Below are 18,918 nucleotides of genomic sequence, written 5' to 3'. Positions count from 1 at the left end.
AATAATCTATTATTTAATATATTAAGTTATTTGTTAAAATGAGGGAAAGTATGGATTTCTTATTATTATTTAGTTTTATGATTCTTATAGATAGTTTAGTAATTTATAGAATAACAAAGTATTCAAAAGATAAAACCTATAATGATGTAATTAAAAATATAAAAATGAATTATCTCTATCTAATTTATGGAGATAAAGCAAAGTATGATAAAAAATTTTTCCCAATTTTGATAGGAATCTTAATATTATTTGTAGTTTTATTAAATATTTTTATGTATAATTCAAATATGGACATTTATAAATTAATTGTAGAAATAGTCTCTGAAATTTTAATAATCTTATCGTTAGTGATTTTTTGGAAAAATCTAAATATAGAAATAGATGTTTATATCTGCAAAAAGGGAATAGGTTTCAAAAATGTATTCGTAAAATGGGGTGAATTTGAGGGCTATTCTAAAAAAGATAACTTTATTATTTTAAAAAGAAAGTTAAAACCAAAGTTTATTCAAAAACTATCAACATCAAAAAATATTTATTTAAATAAAGATGTTGAAGATATTATAAAAAATTTTCTACCTAAAAAATAAAATGTAAGATAGGTATGGGAGCTATAGCCCGCCTTCTGTAATTTCGGTGACATTCGGCTAAGCGCCTTTCGGCTTGCACCCCGGGCAGGGGAGATGCCCGTTTCACCGGTTCTCCGGAAGTCCTCAACTTTCACTATCATCGTCATCTCTTCCGGAGCCGTGTCGTTTCTGTTGCATCTCCCGCCCCCTCTCGGGGGCATCTGCCCATATACGGGGTGGGCGGAACTTCCTCCCCTCATAAAGAGGGGATAGTCACCAGCTCCCTTACCTATCTATATATAATACATAAAAATTTAAATTAATCAATAAATAGTAGTATAATAAAAAGAGGCCGGCGGCGTCGCCCCTTTCCCGCCAGATGGCAGTACTCGGGGCATCGCTGGGGGGCTTAACTTCCGAGTTCGGTATGGGTTCGGGTGTATCCCCCCCGCTATGACCGCCGTACCTCCCTCAATAAATAGTGCCTTTTTTAGGCCATGCATAGACCCCCACATCCATTTAGTGTCCGAATACCCCGCCGAGCCCTCGGGCTCTTAGTACCGGCGGGCTGAACGCCTCGGGCAGAGCCCTCGGCGCTTACACCCCCGGCCTATCTACCCCGTCTTCTACGGGTGCCCTCGTCCCCAAAGGGACTGGCCGCCTATTTTCGGGGAGGGTTTCGGGCTTAGATGCCTTCAGCCCTTATCCCTTGGCGCGTAGCTGCCCGGCAATGCCCTGTCGGACAACCGGTAAACCAGAGGCGCCGGCGGCTCGTTCCTCTCGTACTAGAGCCACCTTCCCTCAGGCGGCCAACACCCCCAGCAGATAGCAACCAACCTGTCTCACGACGGTCTAAACCCAGCTCACGATCCCCTTTAATGGGCGAACAGCCCCACCCTTGGCCCTGCTGCAACCCAGGATGGGAAGAACCGACATCGATGTAGCAAGCCGCGGGGTCGATATGGGCTCTTGCCCGCGACAACTCTGTTATCCCCGGGTGGCTTTCTGTTATCCCTGACCCCCATCGGTGAGGCACAGGGGTTCGCTGGCCCGGCTTTCGCCTCTTGGTCGGCCTCTGTTACCGACCAAGTCAGGCCGGCTTTTGCCCTTGCACTCCACGGCGGAGTTCTGACCCGCCTGAGCCGACCTTTGGGCCCCCTGATGCCTTTTCAGGGGGTGCCGCCCAGCCAAACTGCCCACCTGCCGGTGTCCCCTTCACGGGGTTAGGGACATACCATGGGTGGGTGGTGTCCCATGGTCGCCTCCACCACCCCCGGAGGGGTGGCTTCGACGGCTCCCACCTACGCTGTGCACCCACGGCCATGCCCCAACGACAGGCTGCAGTAAGCTCCACGGGTCTTCGCTTCCCGCTGGGGTCTCCGGCCTTTGCACCGGAATGGTAGGTTCACCGGGTTCCGGCCGGGACAGTGGGGGTCTCGTTACGCCATTCATGCAGGTCGGAACTTACCCGACAAGGAATTTCGCTACCTTAAGAGGGTTATAGTTACCCCCGCCGTTTACCGGCGCTTCGCCCGGTTGTACCCGGGTTTCACGTACCGGCACTGGGCAGGCGTCGGCCTTGGTACTCACCCTTACGGGCAGCCAAGACCTGTGTTTTTATTAAACAGTCGGACCCCCTGGTCACTGCGACCTGCGGTCCCCTCATTTAGAGAAGACCGCAGGCACCCTTCTCCCGAAGTTACGGGGCCAATTTGCCGACTTCCCTGGCTGGATTCCCCGACACGCCTTAGGATATTCGCCTAGGGGCACCTGTGTCGGTTCTGGGTACGGTCACCGGGGATCCTTGCCAGCTCCCTTTTCACGGGCTCCAGGGCTCAGCCGAACCCTCCTAACGGAGGGCCCATCACGCTTTCGCCCGGTTCTCGCCATTACGGCACTCCCCGGGCTTATGCGCTTGGCCACCCCGACAGGGGTGGTCGGCCTACCCGAAGCGTCAGGAGCTGGCCTTGCGTTGCCGCACGTACCCCGGTGGCGCGGGAATATTAACCCGCTTCCCTTTCCCCAAGGGAATTACCCCGGGGTTAGGACCGGCTAACTCACAGCTGACGACCGTTGCTGTGAAAACCTTGCCCTTCGGCGGTGGGGATTCTCACCCCACTTTGCTGTTACTACTGCCGGGATTCTCGTTCCCACGGGGTCCACTCGACCTCACGGCCGAGCTTCTACCCCCGCAGGACGCCCCCTACCGGATCGCCTTTCGGCGCCCCGGGTCTCGGCGGCCGGCTTAGCCCCCGTTATCTTCGGGGCCCCTGACCTCGACGGGTGAGCTGTTACGCACTCTTTAAAGGATGGCTGCTTCTAAGCCAACCTCCCCGCTGTCTTAGTAGGGACTCCCTTCTCATTTACACTTAGCCGGCACTTAGGGGCCTTAACCCGGGTCCGGGTTGTTCTCTCGGACATACGGCTTACCCGTATGCCCTCACTCAGGGCTACGGCGATGACGGGTTCGGAGTTGGACAGGGTGCCGAGGGCTCTCGCCCCTAAACACCCTATCCGTGGCTCTACCCCGCCATCTACCTAACCCCCGGCTAACCTGCGGGTTATTTCGGGGGAACCAGCCATCTCCGGGCTCGATTGGCTTTTCACCCCTGACCGGGGTCATAGGAGCACTTTGCACGGTAACACCCCTGCGAGCCTCCACCCCTCTGATGAGGGCTTCACCCTGCCCCGGCCTCGATCGCCCGGTTTCGGGTCGTACGGGTGTGACTCCAGGCCCTTAAGACCCCGCCCTCGCCCATAAGGGCTGCGGGCTTGTTGGTTTCCCTACGCCTTCGGGGTTGATCCCCTTAGGCTCGCCACACCCGTACACTCCCGGCCCGTTTTCGAAACGGACGGCACGACTCGCATGCCACCCCTCGTACTCCTCCCTCACGGGAGTTTCCTTCGGGGTGGTTACCTTTCGGCCGTGCCATTCCGTGCCCACCTGGTTTCAGGCTCTTTTCACCCCCCGCAAGGGGTGCTTTCAGCTTTCCCTCACGGTACTAGTTCGCTATCGGTCTCGGGACGTATTTAGGGTTGGAAGCCTAATGTCTCCCGAGCTTCCCGCGCGATATCCAACGCGCGGTACTCAGGGACACCCCAAGACCCATACTGGTTACGCCTACGGGGCTTTCACCCTATGGCGCCCCATTCCAGGGGACTTCGGCTTCCCAGTATGGGTCTATACTGGGGACCCTGCAACTCCACATCTCCCCGTCCTTACGGGCAGGGATTCGGTTTGCCCTGTGCCGGTTTCGGTCGCCCCTACTCCCGGCATCCCTGTTGGTTTCTTTTCCTGCGGGTACTCGGATGTTTCTTTTCCCCGCGTTCCCGCTCCTAACGGGAGCGCCCCAAATGGGGCAGGAAGTCCCATTCGGGGATCCTGGGTTCCACGGCTGCTTGCGCCTCCCGGGCTTATCGCGAGCTGCCACGCCCTTCTTCGGCGCCCCGAGCCGAGCCATCCACCAGGTGGGCTTACGGCCCGGCGGAGTATTCGGATTTCACCAGGATGTGGGAGCCTATGCATACTCATGTTTTCGGATCCTTCACCTACAACCTTTTAAGGTTGCAGGCTGCACATAAAAAGTGGACCCGGTGGGATTTGAACCCACGGCCTCCGGCTTGCAAGGCCGGCGCTCTCCCAGCTGGCTTACGGGCCCACTTATTCTTATGAGGCAAGCCCACGACTGGGGATTTAGCGCCCCACAGCAACCAGCGAGATGATTTCTCAGGAGGTGATCCAGCCGCAGGTTCCCCTACGGCTACCTTGTTACGACTTCGCCCTCGCTGGACCCAGTTCGACCCTGCCCTTTCGGACAGGGCTCACTTGCCCAACTCGGGTGGCGTGACGGGCGGTGTGTGCAAGGAGCAGGGACGCATTCACCGCGCCATGGTGAGGCGCGATTACTACGGATTCCGGCTTCACGAGGGCGAGTTACAGCCCTCGATCCGGACTACGACCGGGTTTAGGGATTTGCTCCCCTTTCGGGGTCGCATCCCATTGTCCCGGCCATTGTAGCCCGCGTGTAGCCCAGGGATTCGGGGCATGCGGACCTGTCGTTGCCCGCACCTTCCTCCGGCTTTCGCCGGCGGTCCCCCATGAGTGCCCCCTCCCGGAGGAGGGATAGCAACATGGGGCACGGGTCTCGCTCGTTACCTGACTTAACAGGACGCCTCACGGTACGAGCTGACGACGGCCATGCACCACCTCTCGGCGCGTCTGGCAAGGTCGTCAACCTGGCTTCATCCTGCCGTCGCCCCTGGTAAGATGCCCGGCGTTGAATCCAATTAAACCGCAGGCTCCACCCGTTGTAGTGCTCCCCGCCAATTCCTTTAAGTTTCAGTCTTGCGACCGTACTCCCCAGGCGGCGGACTTAACGGCTTCCCTTCGGCACCGCGCCGGCCCGAAGCCGACGCGACACCCAGTCCGCAGAGTTTACAGCCGGGACTACCCGGGTATCTAATCCGGTTTGCTCCCCGGCCTTCGTCCCTCACCGTCGGACCCGTTCCAGCCGGGCGCCTTCGCCACAGGTGGTCCCCAGGGATCAACGCATTTCACCGCTACCCCTGGGGTACCCCCGGCCTCTCCCGGTCCCAAGCCCGGCAGTATCTCTGCCAGCCCTGCGGTTGAGCCGCAGGATTTAAGCAGAGACTTACCGGGCCGGCTACGGACGCTTTGAAACCCAATAACAGTGGCCACCACTCGGGCCGCCGGTATTACCGCGGCTGCTGGCACCGGTCTTGCCCAGCCCTTATTCCCGGGCTGTTTACACTCCGGAAAAGCCCACGCGGAGCGTGGGCACTCGAGGTCCCCGTCGCGCTTTCGCGCATTGCGGAGGTTTCGCGCCTGCTGCGCCCCGTAGGGCCTGGACCCGTGTCTCAGTGTCCATCTCCGGCTCCTCTCAGGGCCCGTACGGATCGTAGGCTTGGTGGGCCGTTACCCCACCAACTACCTAATCCGCCGCAGCCCCATCCTCGGGCGGCCGCAAGGCCTTCGGGGAGGGATCATTCCAGACCTCCTCCCCTATGGGGGATTAGCCTCAGTTTCCCGAGGTTATCCCCCACCCGAGGGTAGGTTAGCCACGTGTTACTGAGCCGTGCGCCGGTGCTCCCCGAAGGGAGCCCCATGACTCGCATGGCTTAGTCGGACCCCGATAGCAGTGGCCTCCGGCAGGATCAACCGGAATTAAGTTAGGAGTACGGTCGCAAGAAAGGATAAACCTTTCTTGCGGCTGGTTGCTGTGGGGTTTCACCACCCCAGTCGTGGGCTTGCCTCAGCCCCGACCCTCCCAGATCGGGGACGCATCTCCTATCGCACCTAATACCCTAACATCGTCATATGTATCGTTTTTAGGTTCAAAACAATTAGAGAAAATAAAAAATAAGGGCCGGGACCGGGAATTGAACCCGGGTCAGGGGATCCACAGCAGAGACTGAAATAACGCTGTTTTTGGTGATATTATGAAAAAAGAATTAAAAGACATCAAAATAAATAAAAAAACAAGAGATATGCTCAAAATATTATGCACAACAAAAGGATATAGTTCATACGATGAATTAATTAATGATATGTTAAAAGTATATTGCAAAGTAAAAAATATAAAAATCTCAATAATGGTTGGAAAAGAATAAATATAAATTACATACAAAATTATACTGAACTAATATACTGGTGAAACTATGCCAAAAAAAACTATTAAAAAATCTAAAAAAGAGAAATATAAAAAACCTGCATGGCTTATTAAAGCAAAAAATGAAATTGAAAAATTAAGTGATGAGGAGTTAGATGAATTATTTGAAACTACTCTTAAAAAATTAAAAAAAGGAGGATTAAGAGAGGCTCTTGGAATTTAAAAACATCAAACTATTTAGTCTCTACTTTAATATAAGGTGGAATTATGAAATATAAAAAAGTCATTAGAGCTATGTTACTTAAAAAACAGAATAGGATAAGAAGAACAAAATATATGGATTATGACGAGCTTCCAGCATGGATTAGAAAAGTAGAAGATAAGTTAAATAAAATGAGTCATGAAGAATTTTGCGATGAGATGGTAAAATTTGGAACAGAAGCAAAAAAAGTAGGTGGAGTAATAAATTTAGTGTTTGGGGATATACAGTAAGTTTAAAAATTCATCAGGGGATAATATCTCTGGCGGAGTGATTTTTAATTTCTTTTTGAATTCTGACTTTATCAATTTTTTATTTTTTTCTTTTCTTAAATCAGTTCTGTTAAATGTAATTAAATATTGACAACCTAATTTTGATGATTCATATACTATTTTTAGGTCAGATTGTTTTAAGTGGCTCAAAGTTGGAGGCAGTTTTAAACTTTTTGTTCTTTTGTATATTGTGATATTATTAGACCAATGAAAACAATCAGCCCATTTTTCAAAAACTCTTTTTTTTACATATTGTGGTGCATGTCTAAATTCATAAGCCACCATTAATGGAATAATACCTTTGATTCGAGTATTGCTACATATTAATTTTGCAAATGCACATGCACATTCCATCTTATTTATTTCTTCGTTTAGTTTTTTAGTTGATTTTATAGATTTTTTCAAAGTCGTTTCAGTCTCTCCTAAATATCCTAAAACATTTGTATCAATTGCAACCTTAATAACCAATATTACCCCCTCAATACTTTCTTCAAAGGTTTGGAAAAATCAGGTATAAAGTCAATGCCAAGAATATCAAATCTTCCAGGATTTTTAATCCATTTTCCAAAATCTTTATCAGGATTTTTCGAATTTTCTAAGTCAATAACATTTTTTGCTTTAAGTTTTTCATCACGTTCTTTAGCTTTTTCATCTCTTGATTCGTGTATATCTCTGGCAATGTTTATTAAATGGTCAATGTATTCTTTTTTGTATTTATCTTCGTTTAAAATGTCATCATCGATATTATTTTTTAATTTTTTAATATGTTCCATTACTATTTCCTTATTTTCTTGGTATGTTAGATTTGGGTCAATTAGAGCATCCAAGTCAATTAAATCCTCATCAATCCCATATTTTTTTAACAATCTTTTTAAATTATACTTCTGAAAAGCTAATGGCATCTTTTTTCTCTTTTTCATTCTTTCACCACTTCCATTAACTTGTTAGTAGCATAAGATAGAGCAATTGTGAATACTATAACCAATATCCCCCAAAACACTGCCTTATTTATGTTCATAATCTCACGCATTTATAGGAATTCTAAAGTATTTGCACAATTCTAAAACTTCATCTTTTGATGAAATATCCCCTATTTGTTTGTCATCACGGTCATAAATAAGAAATCTAAAATTATCACTATCAAATACTAAGTAATTATTTTTGAAAATCTCCTCATTAACTTTGACAGTAGTTAGTATTTTTTTAACTTCAACAAGACGCATATTTCGGAAAGCTTCAAGAATTTTATGAGACATTGTAAATAATGCATAAATGAAATTCCTTTTTTCATCCTCACTTAAAGAAGAATAAACTTTCCAACCGTAATTGCATATTGCATCTATGTTTTTTGGTGGTTTTGTGTTAAACTCTCTAACATCCTCTTTTATAAAATTTTTAAGATGATAGTAGAAATTTTCCCTCTTTTTAAATCTCATCATGTAGTAATTACATAGTTCGATATGGAAATAGTATTTTTTCATTATTTCAACCCAGTTTGATTTTTGGGATACCATATAGTTGCATCTGGATATAGGATGGAAATGTCGAACAAATATAGAGCGTAACATTATCATTATTTAAGATAACCTCAGTTAATAGATTGGAATCATTTTCCCAAGTTTTTAAAACTATTAAATCAGTAAATGGCTGGTTAAACAGTTTATCAACATCAAAATCTAATGGTAAAAGTAAATAATCCTCCCCACCATTAATAGGAATTAACCGTCTTAATTCATATTTTGGGTCTTTAAAATTATAGGCACTATAAATATGGTATTTAGGAAATAACCAACCATCGTATGATGTCACTCTATAAGAGCAGTCCCTAACCATAAATGCTATTTCATTTACATCCTCACATACTATGGAATTATATGCATACTTTGACAATTCGTTATACAAATCCTCCCAAGACATATTATCTGGATTTAATCCCAAAGCATTCTTTAACCAATCTACTAATGAAGATATACCACTTATGACATTATCCCACCAATCTCTCCAGAGATTTTCTTTATTCCATGGATTAACATAATGTGCAACAAACTGTGCCATACTATACAAACTATCTCCATGTTTCTTTTTCCATTCATCCCATCTATCTACAAGTTTTTCTCCTGGAAATGTAGAAGCTATTATTAATACAGCAACAAAAATTAACGCTTCAGGTAATCCTAATAAACCTAATATATACCCAGATGTTTCCTCAACTGCGTATGCTATTGCTAAACCAATTAAAGTTTTTTTATGATTTTTTATGTAGTCATATGCCTCTCCTATTTTTTGTTTTAGTAAATTAAGCATATCTTTTGCTGACATATTAGATAAAGTGTTTAATAATTTCCTTGCGTATTCTATCATCCTTGCAACATTTAGGGTTTTTGGGTCATCAAATAAATGTTCTGCCCATTCATCCCCAAATTTTTTCATCATGTTCATCCATTCCAACGCACAATCTCTTAGTATATGAATGTATTGTGCATCATAATACCCCCATTCAGCTAATAAATCTCGATTTGTAGAACCAAAAAAACCAATCCAACTATTTGTAACATTTGCAAAGTTTGGCTGAATATCAGTTCCCCAATATGTTAAACCATTATTCATTTTCCAAGCAGCTGGGAATACCATAATATAATTAGGAACTGTACAAAGAGTTGAACCTCTCCATAATCCATATCCAAATGTTTCAATTGTTAAGTTAAAATAGAGATAACCTGTATAAACATTAAAGTTTGGTAAATCAGGGAAATCTTCTGGATTTGGAATGTCATAAATATCGTCTAAATAATAATCAATAATATCAGGAAGATTATCGAAATCAAAAAGATAGTCATAATCAAAATCTAAATCTGAATCGGTATTATCTATAATTTCATCACCTACATTGGTTATAGTAAATGTTTTCATAACTGGTCCCTATCCACCAATTCATATATTATTGTATAGTAAATTGGTGCTTCTACTGTCCCAGCAGTTTCAACTATTATCTTTTGATTGAATGTTGGACTTTTTAAATTTGTAGCTCCTGATACTCCTTTAAACACGTATAAATTTAAAAAATCATAATCATCTGGTTTTACACTAACAACAACAGGATTTTCAGATTGAAAACCTGAAAAAACTACCCCTAATATTTTAAATTGGTTGTTTATGTTATGCACTTTTTTTCCCGATGCAGTTATGACATCCGTTATATAGCTAATGTTGCTCGCATCACTTATTATTGCGTTTATAAAGCCCATAACACAACACCAGCAATAAAATTATTATAATAAGGAGATAGGATTTTTGACTTGGGTTGGTTTCCTTTTTCATTAACAGCATAGGTTGTTGCTCTTCTTCAATATATCCTGTTAGAACATACATGTTATCCCTTTTTCTTTTTCTTCTTGTATATCCATAATCCAACTGCCAATAGTAAAATTAATAAAATACCAATAAGTGCATATTTAGTTTTTTTAGGAATGTATGGCTCTCCTGTCTCTGGATTTATAAGTTCTCCTGTTTCAGGATCTGGAACATAGTAATTTCCATTATCATCTACATAACCACCGTCATCAGTTGGAGTAAGTGTTCCATCTTCTATATCTTCGGAGGGATCTAACATACTGTCTGGAAGATAGTCAGATGCCGCACTACCTAAAGTGTCTCCCAAACTATCAAGATAACCTCCTCCACTTCCATACCCTATATCACTATATCCGCCATCATAACCCACATCTCCATACTCTCCTCCACCATATCCCATATCTCCATAACCATAGTCTCCATAGTCACTACCCATATCATAACCTAAGTAATCCTCTGGAGAACCGCCATAATTATTAGTATTTCCAGAGTTCATCCACTTTGACATCATATACAATTCTGCCGCTGTTGTAGCAACTCCGAGACCACCAATTATAGCATTTGCTTTATCCCAGACGGAAGTTTTGGGTTCATTTTTTAAAATATTATTTCTTCTTAGTTTGATATTTGGTTTAGGTATCTTTATCTCCTTAATTCTTGGGATTTTAGGTTTAGGGATATGAATTTCAGGACTTCTTATTTCGTGTATTGTTGGAAATTTAGGTCGTCTGATATTAATAATATGAGGACGAGGAATTTTCCTTACTATTGGTTTAGGAAAGTGTATTTTAGGAGTTCTTATGGGTGGTCTTACAATATGTGGTCTTATATGCGGTCTTATTGTTATCTTTGGATGGGGAATATGGAGAATATGTGGAAGTTTAGGTCTCGGCGGTCTTATAATGTGCGGTCTTGGTCTGAATTTTGGTTTGGGTAATCTTCTCAACATACTTAATATCATATTACCCCTTCACTGTTTTTTTAGGAAGTAAATAATCCCCAAAATCAGAATTAAAACTAAAATTAAACTCGATAATGATTTCTTTTTATTAGGTTGTAAGGTATCTTCAATATCCCTCTTAGTGTTTGCACCAATCCATCCAATTCCAAAACCACCAATACCTGCTACTGCTGTAGCAGTTCTTGGATTTTTGATAATAAACTCTCTTGTATTGCTAATAATTCTCCTGGGAAAAATCATAATAATCCCTTAAAAAAGTTAATTTAAACTACTCTCTCTGTCAATATCCTAAATTTAGTTCCGCTATCTCCACTAACAGTTAAATTCAAATTGTAATTTGCGGGAATGTTTTCAATTATTGCTATTTGCTTAGCAATAAGTTTAGTAGGGTCCCTATCGTTTCTTAAAAATGCTATATCAGATAATGTTTCCATATCATTCTTCTCAACAACTGTTTGTAATGCTTGCAGTTCTAACTCATTGATATTTCCATTTATTGTATAGACGATAATTCTATCATACCAACCAGATGCTTTTGATACTGTGAATGTCTGCTCTGATGCTGTAAGTGTTTCTCCTCTCCCTGTGAATATCCTTTTATTTATTGATGCGTTCAATTGTGCCTTTATTTGCTCCTCTGTTAATTTTCCTCCATACTGTGCCTTTATGTATTGAATATAGTCAGTCGTATCAAACCCTAAATATCCTATTTTTACACCAATCTGGTCATTTAATTTGTTATTTATTTCAATTGTGCAATCTGGCAATAAATATGGGAATATTGCAGTATTTACGGTATCGTTGTCATAATCATAAGTTAATAAGGATTTGATTTTCTTGTTAGCAACATCAATTATATTCCTACCATTTTGGACATAGGAGAGTATAGCAATATCGAGTAATGTCCCTAAGAAAAATGATTTGTCCTTTGTCCCTGCGTATATGCCAACATCTACACTATTTAAAACATCTGCAGTGATATTCTCGCTATCATCAAAATCTACATTAAAGTAAAATGCATTGTAAATATAACTCTCTTTTAAACCAATTTGGATTTTTTCTTTCGCATCAACTGTTTTTATTGTTGAACTGAGTATTTTTTCTATAACTCCAACCATTATATCACCATTACATTAAATCTTGGTCTCCTGGAAGCACTGCCTTGATTACTGCACTCAATGCAACAAATACTGCAAAAAATATAACCGCTGAAACAACCGCTTTTTTTACATCTACTCCCATAACTTTCATATTTCCACCCTAAAAGAATGATAAAAAATACCAAAAAAGGTGTTTAAATATGAATGAAGTTATCTATGAAGGAGTTGTAAATATGTAGGATTATTTCGTTTTAAGCATTTCAATAACTCCTTCGAGATATGCAATTCTTTCTCTTAATTCTTGATTACTTTGTTTGAATTTTATCAATTTCTCTTTCTAATCTTCTGATTTCTTTTGTTTGTTCTTTATCTAATAATTCTCCTCTTATCTCATTCTTAATATGCTTGCCAAACAGGTATTGATTAAATTTTGAATATGCTACAAATCCCAAAATACTACCTCCTAACAACAATAAAAAGAGCAATACTCCAACATCAATTCCTACAACCGCATCTGCCATATTATACACCCCTGACTTTTAATAAATTAGAGATTTACATATTAATACATCGATTTTTCACTTTTTAACGGTTATTTTTTTATGAAATTGTTAAATTTTCGAACATATCAGAAATTTTTGGAAATTCAGTAATTTTCTAAAATTTCTGAGAGGTCTGAAAATGATTAACATCAAATAGTTTTGGATTGATATTGATTTTATGTAAAAGCTGTCCAATGTGGTAAGTATGATTGAAATAGTTGAAAATAGTTCTCCTAATGCAAATGATTTTACTAAAAATGAAGATAATACTGAAAATAAAGAAGAAATTAACGAAGAAAATCAATCAAATGTAGAGGATATAGAAAAATCAATAATTGAAGAGGATTTAAAGAATTTTGAAATCCTTAATGAAAATGAAAAAAAAGATGAATCTTCTGAGACATCTGAAAAAGAGATTACAGAAGAAACTACAAAGATAATGGACTTATTGGAGAGTTTAATTTTAGTTATGCTTTTCATTATGGCAATGAGACACAAGGGGATAGAGAACAAGCAAAAGGTTGTAATGGATTTCGTGAATGAAAGAAAAGAGTTGATTAAAAAAATCTGTATAAATATGGAAAAATCTATCGCAAGAAATGTAGAACTGTATAAAAAACTTCAAAAATTTAATGACATTAGTTTTGTCATTCAATTGGTTATTTTAACATTAGAATTTGAGGGCATATTAAACGATATGGAGAAAAAAGGAAAAAGTGAGAAAAAGGAGACAAAAATCGAAAAAAAATCGCAAAAAAACAATAATGAAGTAAATAAAACAAATAAGATTGAAGTTAATGAATCTAAAATAACAACAAACGGGGCATATTCGGAGGTGTGGTAATATGATGAAGATAAAAATTATTGACATTGAAACTAAAAAAGAATTAAAAACCATTGAATTGGATATTAAAAAGGAGATTGAGGAAAATAAAGACATCATAAAATTAGCTAAAACTGTGTTAGGATTCACAAATGCTAAATTGTTTGATTTCTTTTTAGATGCAATTGAAAAATCAGAGTATATTACAGTCATATCTTATGTGAAAAAAGAGAAGTTTAAGGATATTCTCGAAAAAATAGAAGAGTGAGGGGATATGACAGGAGCAAATATTAAGCATGTATTAATAACAGGAGCATCTGGAACGGGAAAATCTGAATACTTTAAAAGAAATATCTTAAATCCTGCACTTAAGAAAGGGATAAGAGTGGTTATAATTGACCCAGAAAATGAATACGATAGAATTCCAAAAACTAATCTCAAAAGTATATTGAAGGATTTGAAAACTAAAACTGCTGTAAGGTATGTTCCCAATCTTCGTGATAGCAATTACTTAGACCAGTTGGATAAACTATACCAAAAAATATTCGATAATGTTAGGGGTTGCATCATTGCCATTGATGAGGCAAGATTTTGTGGTGGTGAGCAACATAGATTATTACCAGGGTTGTTGGAGTTGATAACAAGAGGTAGAAAAAGAGGGTTAAAACTCGTTGTAATCACTCAAAGAATAGCATTAATAGATAAAACAATTACGGGGAATTGTCAAATAAAAGTATTATTCAAATGTGCCGAAGATGTAGATTGGGATAGATACAGAAAAATAAATAAAGAATTAACAGAGAAATTAAAAATGTCTAAAAATGACCACGCCTATATCTATATAAATGGACTAACTGCAAAGTTGGTGGAGTAATATGATAGACATTGGTTTATTGATATTAGGTCTTATAATAATTATAATAATAAATGCATTTGGATTAAAAATAAGTTGTAGAATATTCGAAATAGATATTTCATTTCTTGAAGCGATATTTGCGTTAATTTGGGCATTAGGTATATCAATATTCTATATTTTAATTATTTTTATACCAGGTGTTTTCATCCTCATATTTCTTTCTTTAACTTCATTTTATTTGCCTTTTGTTATTATAGTGTATATCGTTGGACTTTATAAGTTCATTAAAACTATAAAAGATTACTTTAGAGTTAATTGGACTACTGCGATATTAATAGTGATTATACAAAATATAATTGTTATGCTAATTTTCTTTGGAATAGTCTTACTTCTATTTATTTTAGGTTGGTGGTTTAGTGGAACTGAATATGTAGCTGGTAATTCCATCTCTAATACATTTACAATTTAGGTGAAACTATGGAAACTGAAAAAAAGAAAATCTTCCTATATATGTTCGTTGTATTTATATTAAATTCATTCTTTTTATTAGTCATAAATCAGATTTTTCTATTGGCATTTATTACCTTATCATTAGTTATTGCATACTTCTCAATATATCCTAATGAGTTTTTTCTTATACTCCAAGATGCAAAGAAGCATACACAAAACTACCTACGAAATTATCAAACTAAGCATGCTATTAAAGATAATAGCAGTGTTGAAGATAAGAGATACGAAGAAAAAAGAGATATTGAAAAAATTAATGAAAATCGCAGTAAAAGAGATAACATTCCACTTATTGGTTAAATATATCGTTATCCCTCCAATTGTAATTGTTGTTTTAAAATATTTATTAGAACTCTTTTTTTAAATTAACTACTATTTTGATTTTTAAGGTAATCAAAGGTTACTAATTTTTGGACACTCAACTCATTAGGCCCATAGGACCATATCACACAACACCATTCAAGTTTTCCTTATTATGTAAATGCACCCATTCACGTGAATGGGTGTTTATTCACTTACACAGAATAAAGAATATTCACAGAGATTTTATCCAATACTCAATGATACTTGCTTATTCACTCATTCACATAATTTTTACTTAGGGGGGTAAATTTTGGTTCAGTCGGGAAAATTGTCGTAATCACATACGACAATTGTTGTATGGCATATCCAAAAATGACCCCTATGAAATTTTCACGTGAATATGTGAATAAGCATTTTTAGGTTTTATTTTTGTCTATACTCTTCTGAAATTGTTCCTTTTGTGTGAATGAACAGATGACCATTCACGTGAATGCATACATCTAAATTTAATTTAACTTTAATTGGATAATTTTATGTTTTCTTATAAGAAAACACTATTGTAATAGGAATGATGATTATTTTTTAAAATAGATTTTCGAATTTTCGATGTTGTTGGCAATAACATTATTGTCTCCAACATTGCCATTGATGACTATTGACTGTTTGCTTTCCAGTTCCTTCTCCAACTGCTCAGCATAATCATATATTTTTACTGCCTTCTTTCCCAACTCTGTAAGTGAATAATATACTTTTGATGTCCTTTTTTCTGGTTCTTCTATCTCTTTTTTGACTAATCCATAATCTATAAGTTCATTTAGTGCATCAGTAAGTGTTCTTCCATCTATTTTTAAAATCCTTTTAATATTTGCAAAATGCAATTTTCCCTTACTGCGTAATAAGTTCAATACTAAAAAATTATTTTTTTTAGATAATGTCTTCAAAAATTTCCATTTTTTATCTGTCATAACTATCCTTTTTTTTATTACAATTTCAAAAAATAATGGTATATTAATCTTCTATGAGTTTTAACTCAATATTGGTATTACCACCACAATCTTTATATAGATGGTTATCCACAAAATACCTTGTGGTAAAAATATCACTATTGGTGAAACTATGACAGAGATTTTTGTTAGGACTGTGAAACCAGTAGGGAACACTGGGCATGTTATTGTTCCCAAGAGGCATATTGGGAAGAGAGTAACGGTAATTGTCCATGAAGAGGATGAAAAAGAAAGAAAAACTGAAAAACAGAATTTTAGGTGGTGAGTGTGGTAGAAGAAAAAACCATAGTAAAAATTCAAAATCCTAAAGTTTTGTTGTCTTTATCGTTGATAGACAAAGATAGGCACATCTACAATTTAATATATGCTGGAGAAATCGTTAAAGAAGAAAATCCAACCGTTAAAGGAATTTTTAATATAACCTCAGATTTGGATGAAATTCCAGAAGAAAAGATTTGTGACTTTTATTTAGTTATTTGCACGATTAAAAACGCCATTGAGAAGGGTTTTGATGTTGAAAAATATGAACCTCTTAGTTTAGAAATGGAATGTGTGGGGGATGACGAATGAGTATATCAGATGAAATACTTGAACTTATTCGAAATGGTGTAAATGAATGGAGCAAGATATATGCGGAGTTGATAAAACATTATCCAAAAAGTTCAGTTTCAATGGCAAAAAGTAGATTATTGAAATCAGGAAAAATAAGAGAGGAAATAATTAACGGTAAAAAAATATTATCAATACAAGATAAGTTTGATATTGATATTGATACAACATCCGATATTAATGAATTCATATCACTACATAGTGGAGAAATTAAGAATTATTTCAAACACATTCTCTCAAAAAACCACAATAATAAAACTTTCCGAATTAAGGAGTTTATAACATTTTATCCACATTTGGCAGAAATAGCAGAGATTATAACAAATAACCCATTTGAGGCAAGGGACTTATTAACAGAACTCTATAAAGAAACATACGAAGAATTATTTGGAGAAGAACCAGAATGTGTATATATAAACATCTTAGACACTTTTTCAAAAAAGAAACTTTCTGAAATAGGAGCAAATGACATAGGAAAACTCGTAGAATTTGAATGCTTAATTGTGCAGGCATCAAAGAATAAATCAAGAACAATAGAAGCGGAATATTTATGTTTTAACTGTGGTGCAGTAAGAAAAGTAAAGTTTGATTTATGGGAAGATGTGGAGAAAAAGAAAGTAAGTTGTCCAGAATGTTCAAATCCAATGACTATAGACACGAAAAAAAGAGTAAAGTTCCAAGAATTAATTGTCCAACAATTAGAGATTTCAACAGACGGAAAGCAACATACTGCATCCCTATTTGTAGAGGACATGGAACCAATATACTCTGGGAAACTTAGAGTAACTGCCGTGCCAATTGAAAAATACAAAAAAGGAACATCAGTTGCAGATATACATCTGTATGCTTTTGGTTATGAAGTATTAGATAAAATAAACATTGAAATAACTGAGGAAGACATTGAAAAAATACACAGAATAGCAAAAGACCCAAATGTAATTGAAAAATTAGCAGATTTTTTATTTAGGGACATAAAAGGACTAAAAGAAGTTAAAAAAGCTATATTCCTACAACAGGTTAAAGGAGTTGAAAAAGAAGGCAAAAGAAGAAATATAAACATTCTTTTAATAACCGACCCAGGAGTTGGGAAATCATCAATAATGCAACAACTTAGGAAACTTCCAAATGTGCAATATGCTACAATGTCTGGAGCATCAGGAGCAGGATTGATAGGTGGGGTAACGAAAGAAAAAACAGAGTTTGGAGAATCATGGGTAGTGAAACCGGGTATCTATGCATTAGCAGATGGTGGGACTGTATGTTTAGATGAATTCACACATAACAAAGAAGTAATCCCGTATGTCCATGAAGCAATGGAAAGTCAGAAGGTAAAAATTACAAAGATTCAGAACAACATTGAACTGCCTGCAAGATGTGCAACATTGGCGGCATGCAATCCAAAGTTTGGAAGATTTGACCCAAATCTATCAGTTATGGAACAGGTTCCTATAAAACCAGAAACACTTTCAAGATTTGATTTGATATTTCCATTGAGAGATATTCCAGACAAGAAAAATGACAGAGAAATTTTAAAATTCATAATAAAAAATGGAAATGACAAAATAAAGGGAATTGAAAGGAAGTTTGTAATAAATGGTGTTGAACTTACCGATGAACTGTTAATAAAGTATCTCTATTATGTTGATGAAAACTTCAAACCAACAATATCAGAGGAAGCAGAAGAGGTAATAATAAACTATTACTTAAAAATGAGGGAATTGTCAAAAGATGGAGTTATAACAATCACAATTAGACAAGCAGAGTCATTAATAAGATTATCTGAGGCAATTGCAAAGGCAAAATTAAAGAATGAAGTTGATGCCGAAGATGCAAAAGAGGCAATAGAGCTTATGCATTACTGCTTGGAACAAATATCCTACGACCCAGAAAATGGGTTTGATATTGATAAAATCTACGGTATACCTAAAACAAAGAGAGAGAAAACAGAAGTAGTTTTAAAGATAATCGAGGAAGAATGTAAAGATAAAGAAATGGTCAGTGAAGATGTAATTTACGAAAGGGCAAAAGAGAAAGGAATATCGGAAGAGGAAGTAGAGCGGATATTGGAAATTCTATCAATTCGGGGCGAAATATACAGTCCAAGATTTAGGTATTGGCGGATTTTATAATTAATA

General features: G+C 38.6%; 23 protein-coding genes, 1 tRNA gene, 3 rRNA genes and 1 other RNA gene. 12 read left to right on the top strand and 16 right to left on the bottom strand.

Features of this window, described 5'->3' with window-relative positions; all coding sequences use genetic code 11:
• The first annotated feature begins 50 nt into the window (after positions 1-50).
• Positions 51-587 carry a hypothetical protein gene (locus KMP69_RS03125; RefSeq protein ID WP_214400485.1) on the top strand — a complete coding sequence of 179 codons (537 nt, stop codon included), beginning with the start codon at positions 51-53 and terminating at the stop codon, positions 585-587.
• Positions 588-599: 12 nt separating this feature from the next.
• Here the strand turns inward: KMP69_RS03125 and rnpB are convergent.
• From rnpB to KMP69_RS03100, 5 genes are all read right to left on the bottom strand, one after another.
• An RNA gene (gene rnpB, locus KMP69_RS03120) (RNase P RNA component) lies at positions 600-855 on the bottom strand.
• 61 nt (positions 856-916) lie between these two features.
• A 5S ribosomal RNA gene (gene rrf / locus KMP69_RS03115) occupies positions 917-1,031 on the bottom strand.
• A 69-nt stretch (positions 1,032-1,100) separates the two neighbouring features.
• Positions 1,101-4,055, bottom strand: a 23S ribosomal RNA gene (locus tag KMP69_RS03110).
• A 97-nt stretch (positions 4,056-4,152) separates the two neighbouring features.
• A tRNA-Ala gene (locus KMP69_RS03105) sits at positions 4,153-4,225 on the bottom strand.
• A 70-nt stretch (positions 4,226-4,295) separates the two neighbouring features.
• A 16S ribosomal RNA gene (locus KMP69_RS03100) occupies positions 4,296-5,752 on the bottom strand.
• Together the 16S, 23S and 5S rRNA genes with 1 tRNA gene alongside form the textbook arrangement of a ribosomal RNA operon.
• A 274-nt stretch (positions 5,753-6,026) precedes the next feature.
• Here KMP69_RS03100 and KMP69_RS03095 point away from each other — a divergent pair.
• From KMP69_RS03095 to KMP69_RS03085, 3 genes are all read left to right on the top strand, one after another.
• Positions 6,027-6,197 (top strand): hypothetical protein, encoded by a 171-nt coding sequence (locus KMP69_RS03095; RefSeq protein ID WP_214400484.1) that lies wholly within the window; start codon positions 6,027-6,029, stop codon positions 6,195-6,197.
• A 48-nt stretch (positions 6,198-6,245) separates the two neighbouring features.
• Positions 6,246-6,419, top strand: coding sequence for a hypothetical protein (locus tag KMP69_RS03090; RefSeq protein WP_214400483.1), 174 nt, complete (start codon positions 6,246-6,248; stop codon positions 6,417-6,419).
• Between the two features lie 113 nt (positions 6,420-6,532).
• Positions 6,533-6,688, top strand: coding sequence for a hypothetical protein (locus KMP69_RS03085; protein WP_250543627.1), 156 nt, complete (start codon positions 6,533-6,535; stop codon positions 6,686-6,688).
• On the opposite strand, the gene KMP69_RS03080 is transcribed toward KMP69_RS03085, so the two are convergent.
• The 10 genes from KMP69_RS03080 to KMP69_RS03040 form a co-directional block, all read right to left on the bottom strand.
• Entirely contained in the window at positions 6,665-7,195 is a 531-nt protein-coding gene (locus KMP69_RS03080) for a hypothetical protein (protein WP_214400481.1), read from the bottom strand. The two genes, KMP69_RS03085 and KMP69_RS03080, sit on opposite strands and share 24 nt — an antisense overlap.
• A gap of 2 nt (positions 7,196-7,197) precedes the next feature.
• A complete protein-coding gene (locus KMP69_RS03075) occupies positions 7,198-7,647 on the bottom strand; it encodes a hypothetical protein (RefSeq protein ID WP_250543626.1) in 450 nt (149 codons plus the stop codon).
• 102 nt (positions 7,648-7,749) lie between these two features.
• Positions 7,750-8,208: a hypothetical protein gene (locus KMP69_RS03070; protein WP_250543625.1), complete on the bottom strand. Its 459-nt coding sequence runs from the start codon at positions 8,206-8,208 to the stop codon at positions 7,750-7,752.
• Between the two features lie 4 nt (positions 8,209-8,212).
• Complete coding sequence (locus KMP69_RS03065; RefSeq protein ID WP_214400480.1) at positions 8,213-9,637, bottom strand: hypothetical protein; 1,425 nt, start codon at positions 9,635-9,637, stop codon at positions 8,213-8,215.
• Positions 9,634-9,972, bottom strand: a complete 339-nt coding sequence (locus KMP69_RS03060; RefSeq protein WP_214400479.1) for a hypothetical protein — start codon at positions 9,970-9,972, stop codon at positions 9,634-9,636. Before KMP69_RS03060 ends, KMP69_RS03065 begins: the two co-directional genes overlap by 4 nt.
• Positions 9,973-10,097: 125 nt before the next feature.
• Complete coding sequence (locus tag KMP69_RS03055) at positions 10,098-11,039, bottom strand: hypothetical protein (RefSeq protein WP_250543624.1); 942 nt, start codon at positions 11,037-11,039, stop codon at positions 10,098-10,100.
• Between the two features lie 9 nt (positions 11,040-11,048).
• Positions 11,049-11,279, bottom strand: coding sequence for a hypothetical protein (locus tag KMP69_RS03050; RefSeq protein ID WP_214400478.1), 231 nt, complete (start codon positions 11,277-11,279; stop codon positions 11,049-11,051).
• A 23-nt stretch (positions 11,280-11,302) separates the two neighbouring features.
• Positions 11,303-12,157, bottom strand: coding sequence for a hypothetical protein (locus KMP69_RS03045; protein WP_214400477.1), 855 nt, complete (start codon positions 12,155-12,157; stop codon positions 11,303-11,305).
• Between the two features lie 10 nt (positions 12,158-12,167).
• Positions 12,168-12,290 (bottom strand): hypothetical protein, encoded by a 123-nt coding sequence (locus tag KMP69_RS08175; RefSeq protein WP_256441011.1) that lies wholly within the window; start codon positions 12,288-12,290, stop codon positions 12,168-12,170.
• Positions 12,291-12,444: 154 nt separating this feature from the next.
• Entirely contained in the window at positions 12,445-12,660 is a 216-nt protein-coding gene (locus KMP69_RS03040; RefSeq protein WP_214400476.1) for a hypothetical protein, read from the bottom strand.
• Between the two features lie 226 nt (positions 12,661-12,886).
• On the opposite strand from KMP69_RS03040, the gene KMP69_RS03035 reads away from it, so the two are divergent.
• The 5 genes from KMP69_RS03035 to KMP69_RS03015 are packed head-to-tail and all read left to right on the top strand — an operon-like array spanning position 12,887 to position 15,167.
• Positions 12,887-13,525 (top strand): hypothetical protein, encoded by a 639-nt coding sequence (locus KMP69_RS03035; RefSeq protein WP_214400475.1) that lies wholly within the window; start codon positions 12,887-12,889, stop codon positions 13,523-13,525.
• 1 nt (position 13,526) lies between these two features.
• A complete protein-coding gene (locus KMP69_RS03030; RefSeq protein WP_214400474.1) occupies positions 13,527-13,772 on the top strand; it encodes a hypothetical protein in 246 nt (81 codons plus the stop codon).
• 6 nt (positions 13,773-13,778) lie between these two features.
• Entirely contained in the window at positions 13,779-14,378 is a 600-nt protein-coding gene (locus KMP69_RS03025; RefSeq protein WP_214400473.1) for a type IV secretory system conjugative DNA transfer family protein, read from the top strand.
• Between the two features lies 1 nt (position 14,379).
• The gene (locus tag KMP69_RS03020) at positions 14,380-14,829 is read left to right on the top strand and encodes a hypothetical protein (protein ID WP_214400472.1); all 450 of its coding nucleotides are present in this window, start codon (positions 14,380-14,382) and stop codon (positions 14,827-14,829) included.
• Between the two features lie 8 nt (positions 14,830-14,837).
• Entirely contained in the window at positions 14,838-15,167 is a 330-nt protein-coding gene (locus KMP69_RS03015) for a hypothetical protein (protein WP_214400471.1), read from the top strand.
• A 578-nt stretch (positions 15,168-15,745) separates the two neighbouring features.
• Here the strand turns inward: KMP69_RS03015 and KMP69_RS03010 are convergent.
• Positions 15,746-16,111, bottom strand: a complete 366-nt coding sequence (locus KMP69_RS03010) for a winged helix-turn-helix transcriptional regulator (protein ID WP_250543623.1) — start codon at positions 16,109-16,111, stop codon at positions 15,746-15,748.
• Between the two features lie 175 nt (positions 16,112-16,286).
• Here KMP69_RS03010 and KMP69_RS03005 point away from each other — a divergent pair, with 175 nt between their 5' ends.
• From KMP69_RS03005 to KMP69_RS02995, 3 genes are read left to right on the top strand one after another with little or no spacing between them, the layout of a single operon-like run.
• A complete protein-coding gene (locus KMP69_RS03005) occupies positions 16,287-16,439 on the top strand; it encodes a DUF2080 family transposase-associated protein (RefSeq protein ID WP_214400469.1) in 153 nt (50 codons plus the stop codon).
• Positions 16,440-16,441: 2 nt separating this feature from the next.
• Positions 16,442-16,744, top strand: a complete 303-nt coding sequence (locus tag KMP69_RS03000; protein WP_214400468.1) for a hypothetical protein — start codon at positions 16,442-16,444, stop codon at positions 16,742-16,744.
• A complete protein-coding gene (locus KMP69_RS02995) occupies positions 16,741-18,912 on the top strand; it encodes an ATP-binding protein (RefSeq protein WP_214400467.1) in 2,172 nt (723 codons plus the stop codon). The genes KMP69_RS03000 and KMP69_RS02995 overlap by 4 nt, the downstream gene beginning before the upstream one ends.
• Positions 18,913-18,918 lie beyond the last annotated feature (6 nt).

The organism is Methanocaldococcus lauensis, from assembly GCF_902827225.1.
GTDB classification, from domain to species: domain Archaea; phylum AGJL01; class Methanococci; order Methanococcales; family Methanocaldococcaceae; genus Methanocaldococcus; species Methanocaldococcus lauensis.
Note: the sequence above shows the minus strand (reverse complement) of the source record. Positions and strands in the feature narration are given on the sequence as shown.

Excerpts from the sequence above, each read along its gene's own strand:
- KMP69_RS03035 (WP_214400475.1), top strand. The coding sequence starts at position 12,887 with ATGATTGAAATAGTTGAAAATAGTTCTCCTAATGCAAATGATTTTACT.
- KMP69_RS03040 (WP_214400476.1), bottom strand. The coding sequence starts at position 12,660 with ATGGCAGATGCGGTTGTAGGAATTGATGTTGGAGTATTGCTCTTTTTA.
- KMP69_RS03095 (WP_214400484.1), top strand. The coding sequence starts at position 6,027 with ATGAAAAAAGAATTAAAAGACATCAAAATAAATAAAAAAACAAGAGAT.
- KMP69_RS03025 (WP_214400473.1), top strand. The coding sequence starts at position 13,779 with ATGACAGGAGCAAATATTAAGCATGTATTAATAACAGGAGCATCTGGA.
- KMP69_RS03030 (WP_214400474.1), top strand. The coding sequence starts at position 13,527 with ATGATGAAGATAAAAATTATTGACATTGAAACTAAAAAAGAATTAAAA.
- KMP69_RS03005 (WP_214400469.1), top strand. The coding sequence starts at position 16,287 with ATGACAGAGATTTTTGTTAGGACTGTGAAACCAGTAGGGAACACTGGG.
- KMP69_RS03125 (WP_214400485.1), top strand. The coding sequence starts at position 51 with ATGGATTTCTTATTATTATTTAGTTTTATGATTCTTATAGATAGTTTA.
- KMP69_RS03050 (WP_214400478.1), bottom strand. The coding sequence starts at position 11,279 with ATGATTTTTCCCAGGAGAATTATTAGCAATACAAGAGAGTTTATTATC.
- KMP69_RS03085 (WP_250543627.1), top strand. The coding sequence starts at position 6,533 with ATGGATTATGACGAGCTTCCAGCATGGATTAGAAAAGTAGAAGATAAG.
- KMP69_RS03055 (WP_250543624.1), bottom strand. The coding sequence starts at position 11,039 with ATGATATTAAGTATGTTGAGAAGATTACCCAAACCAAAATTCAGACCA.
- KMP69_RS03020 (WP_214400472.1), top strand. The coding sequence starts at position 14,380 with ATGATAGACATTGGTTTATTGATATTAGGTCTTATAATAATTATAATA.
- KMP69_RS08175 (WP_256441011.1), bottom strand. The coding sequence starts at position 12,290 with ATGAAAGTTATGGGAGTAGATGTAAAAAAAGCGGTTGTTTCAGCGGTT.
- KMP69_RS03070 (WP_250543625.1), bottom strand. The coding sequence starts at position 8,208 with ATGAAAAAATACTATTTCCATATCGAACTATGTAATTACTACATGATG.
- KMP69_RS02995 (WP_214400467.1), top strand. The coding sequence starts at position 16,741 with ATGAGTATATCAGATGAAATACTTGAACTTATTCGAAATGGTGTAAAT.
- KMP69_RS03090 (WP_214400483.1), top strand. The coding sequence starts at position 6,246 with ATGCCAAAAAAAACTATTAAAAAATCTAAAAAAGAGAAATATAAAAAA.
- KMP69_RS03015 (WP_214400471.1), top strand. The coding sequence starts at position 14,838 with ATGGAAACTGAAAAAAAGAAAATCTTCCTATATATGTTCGTTGTATTT.
- KMP69_RS03060 (WP_214400479.1), bottom strand. The coding sequence starts at position 9,972 with ATGGGCTTTATAAACGCAATAATAAGTGATGCGAGCAACATTAGCTAT.
- KMP69_RS03045 (WP_214400477.1), bottom strand. The coding sequence starts at position 12,157 with ATGGTTGGAGTTATAGAAAAAATACTCAGTTCAACAATAAAAACAGTT.
- KMP69_RS03075 (WP_250543626.1), bottom strand. The coding sequence starts at position 7,647 with ATGAAAAAGAGAAAAAAGATGCCATTAGCTTTTCAGAAGTATAATTTA.
- KMP69_RS03065 (WP_214400480.1), bottom strand. The coding sequence starts at position 9,637 with ATGAAAACATTTACTATAACCAATGTAGGTGATGAAATTATAGATAAT.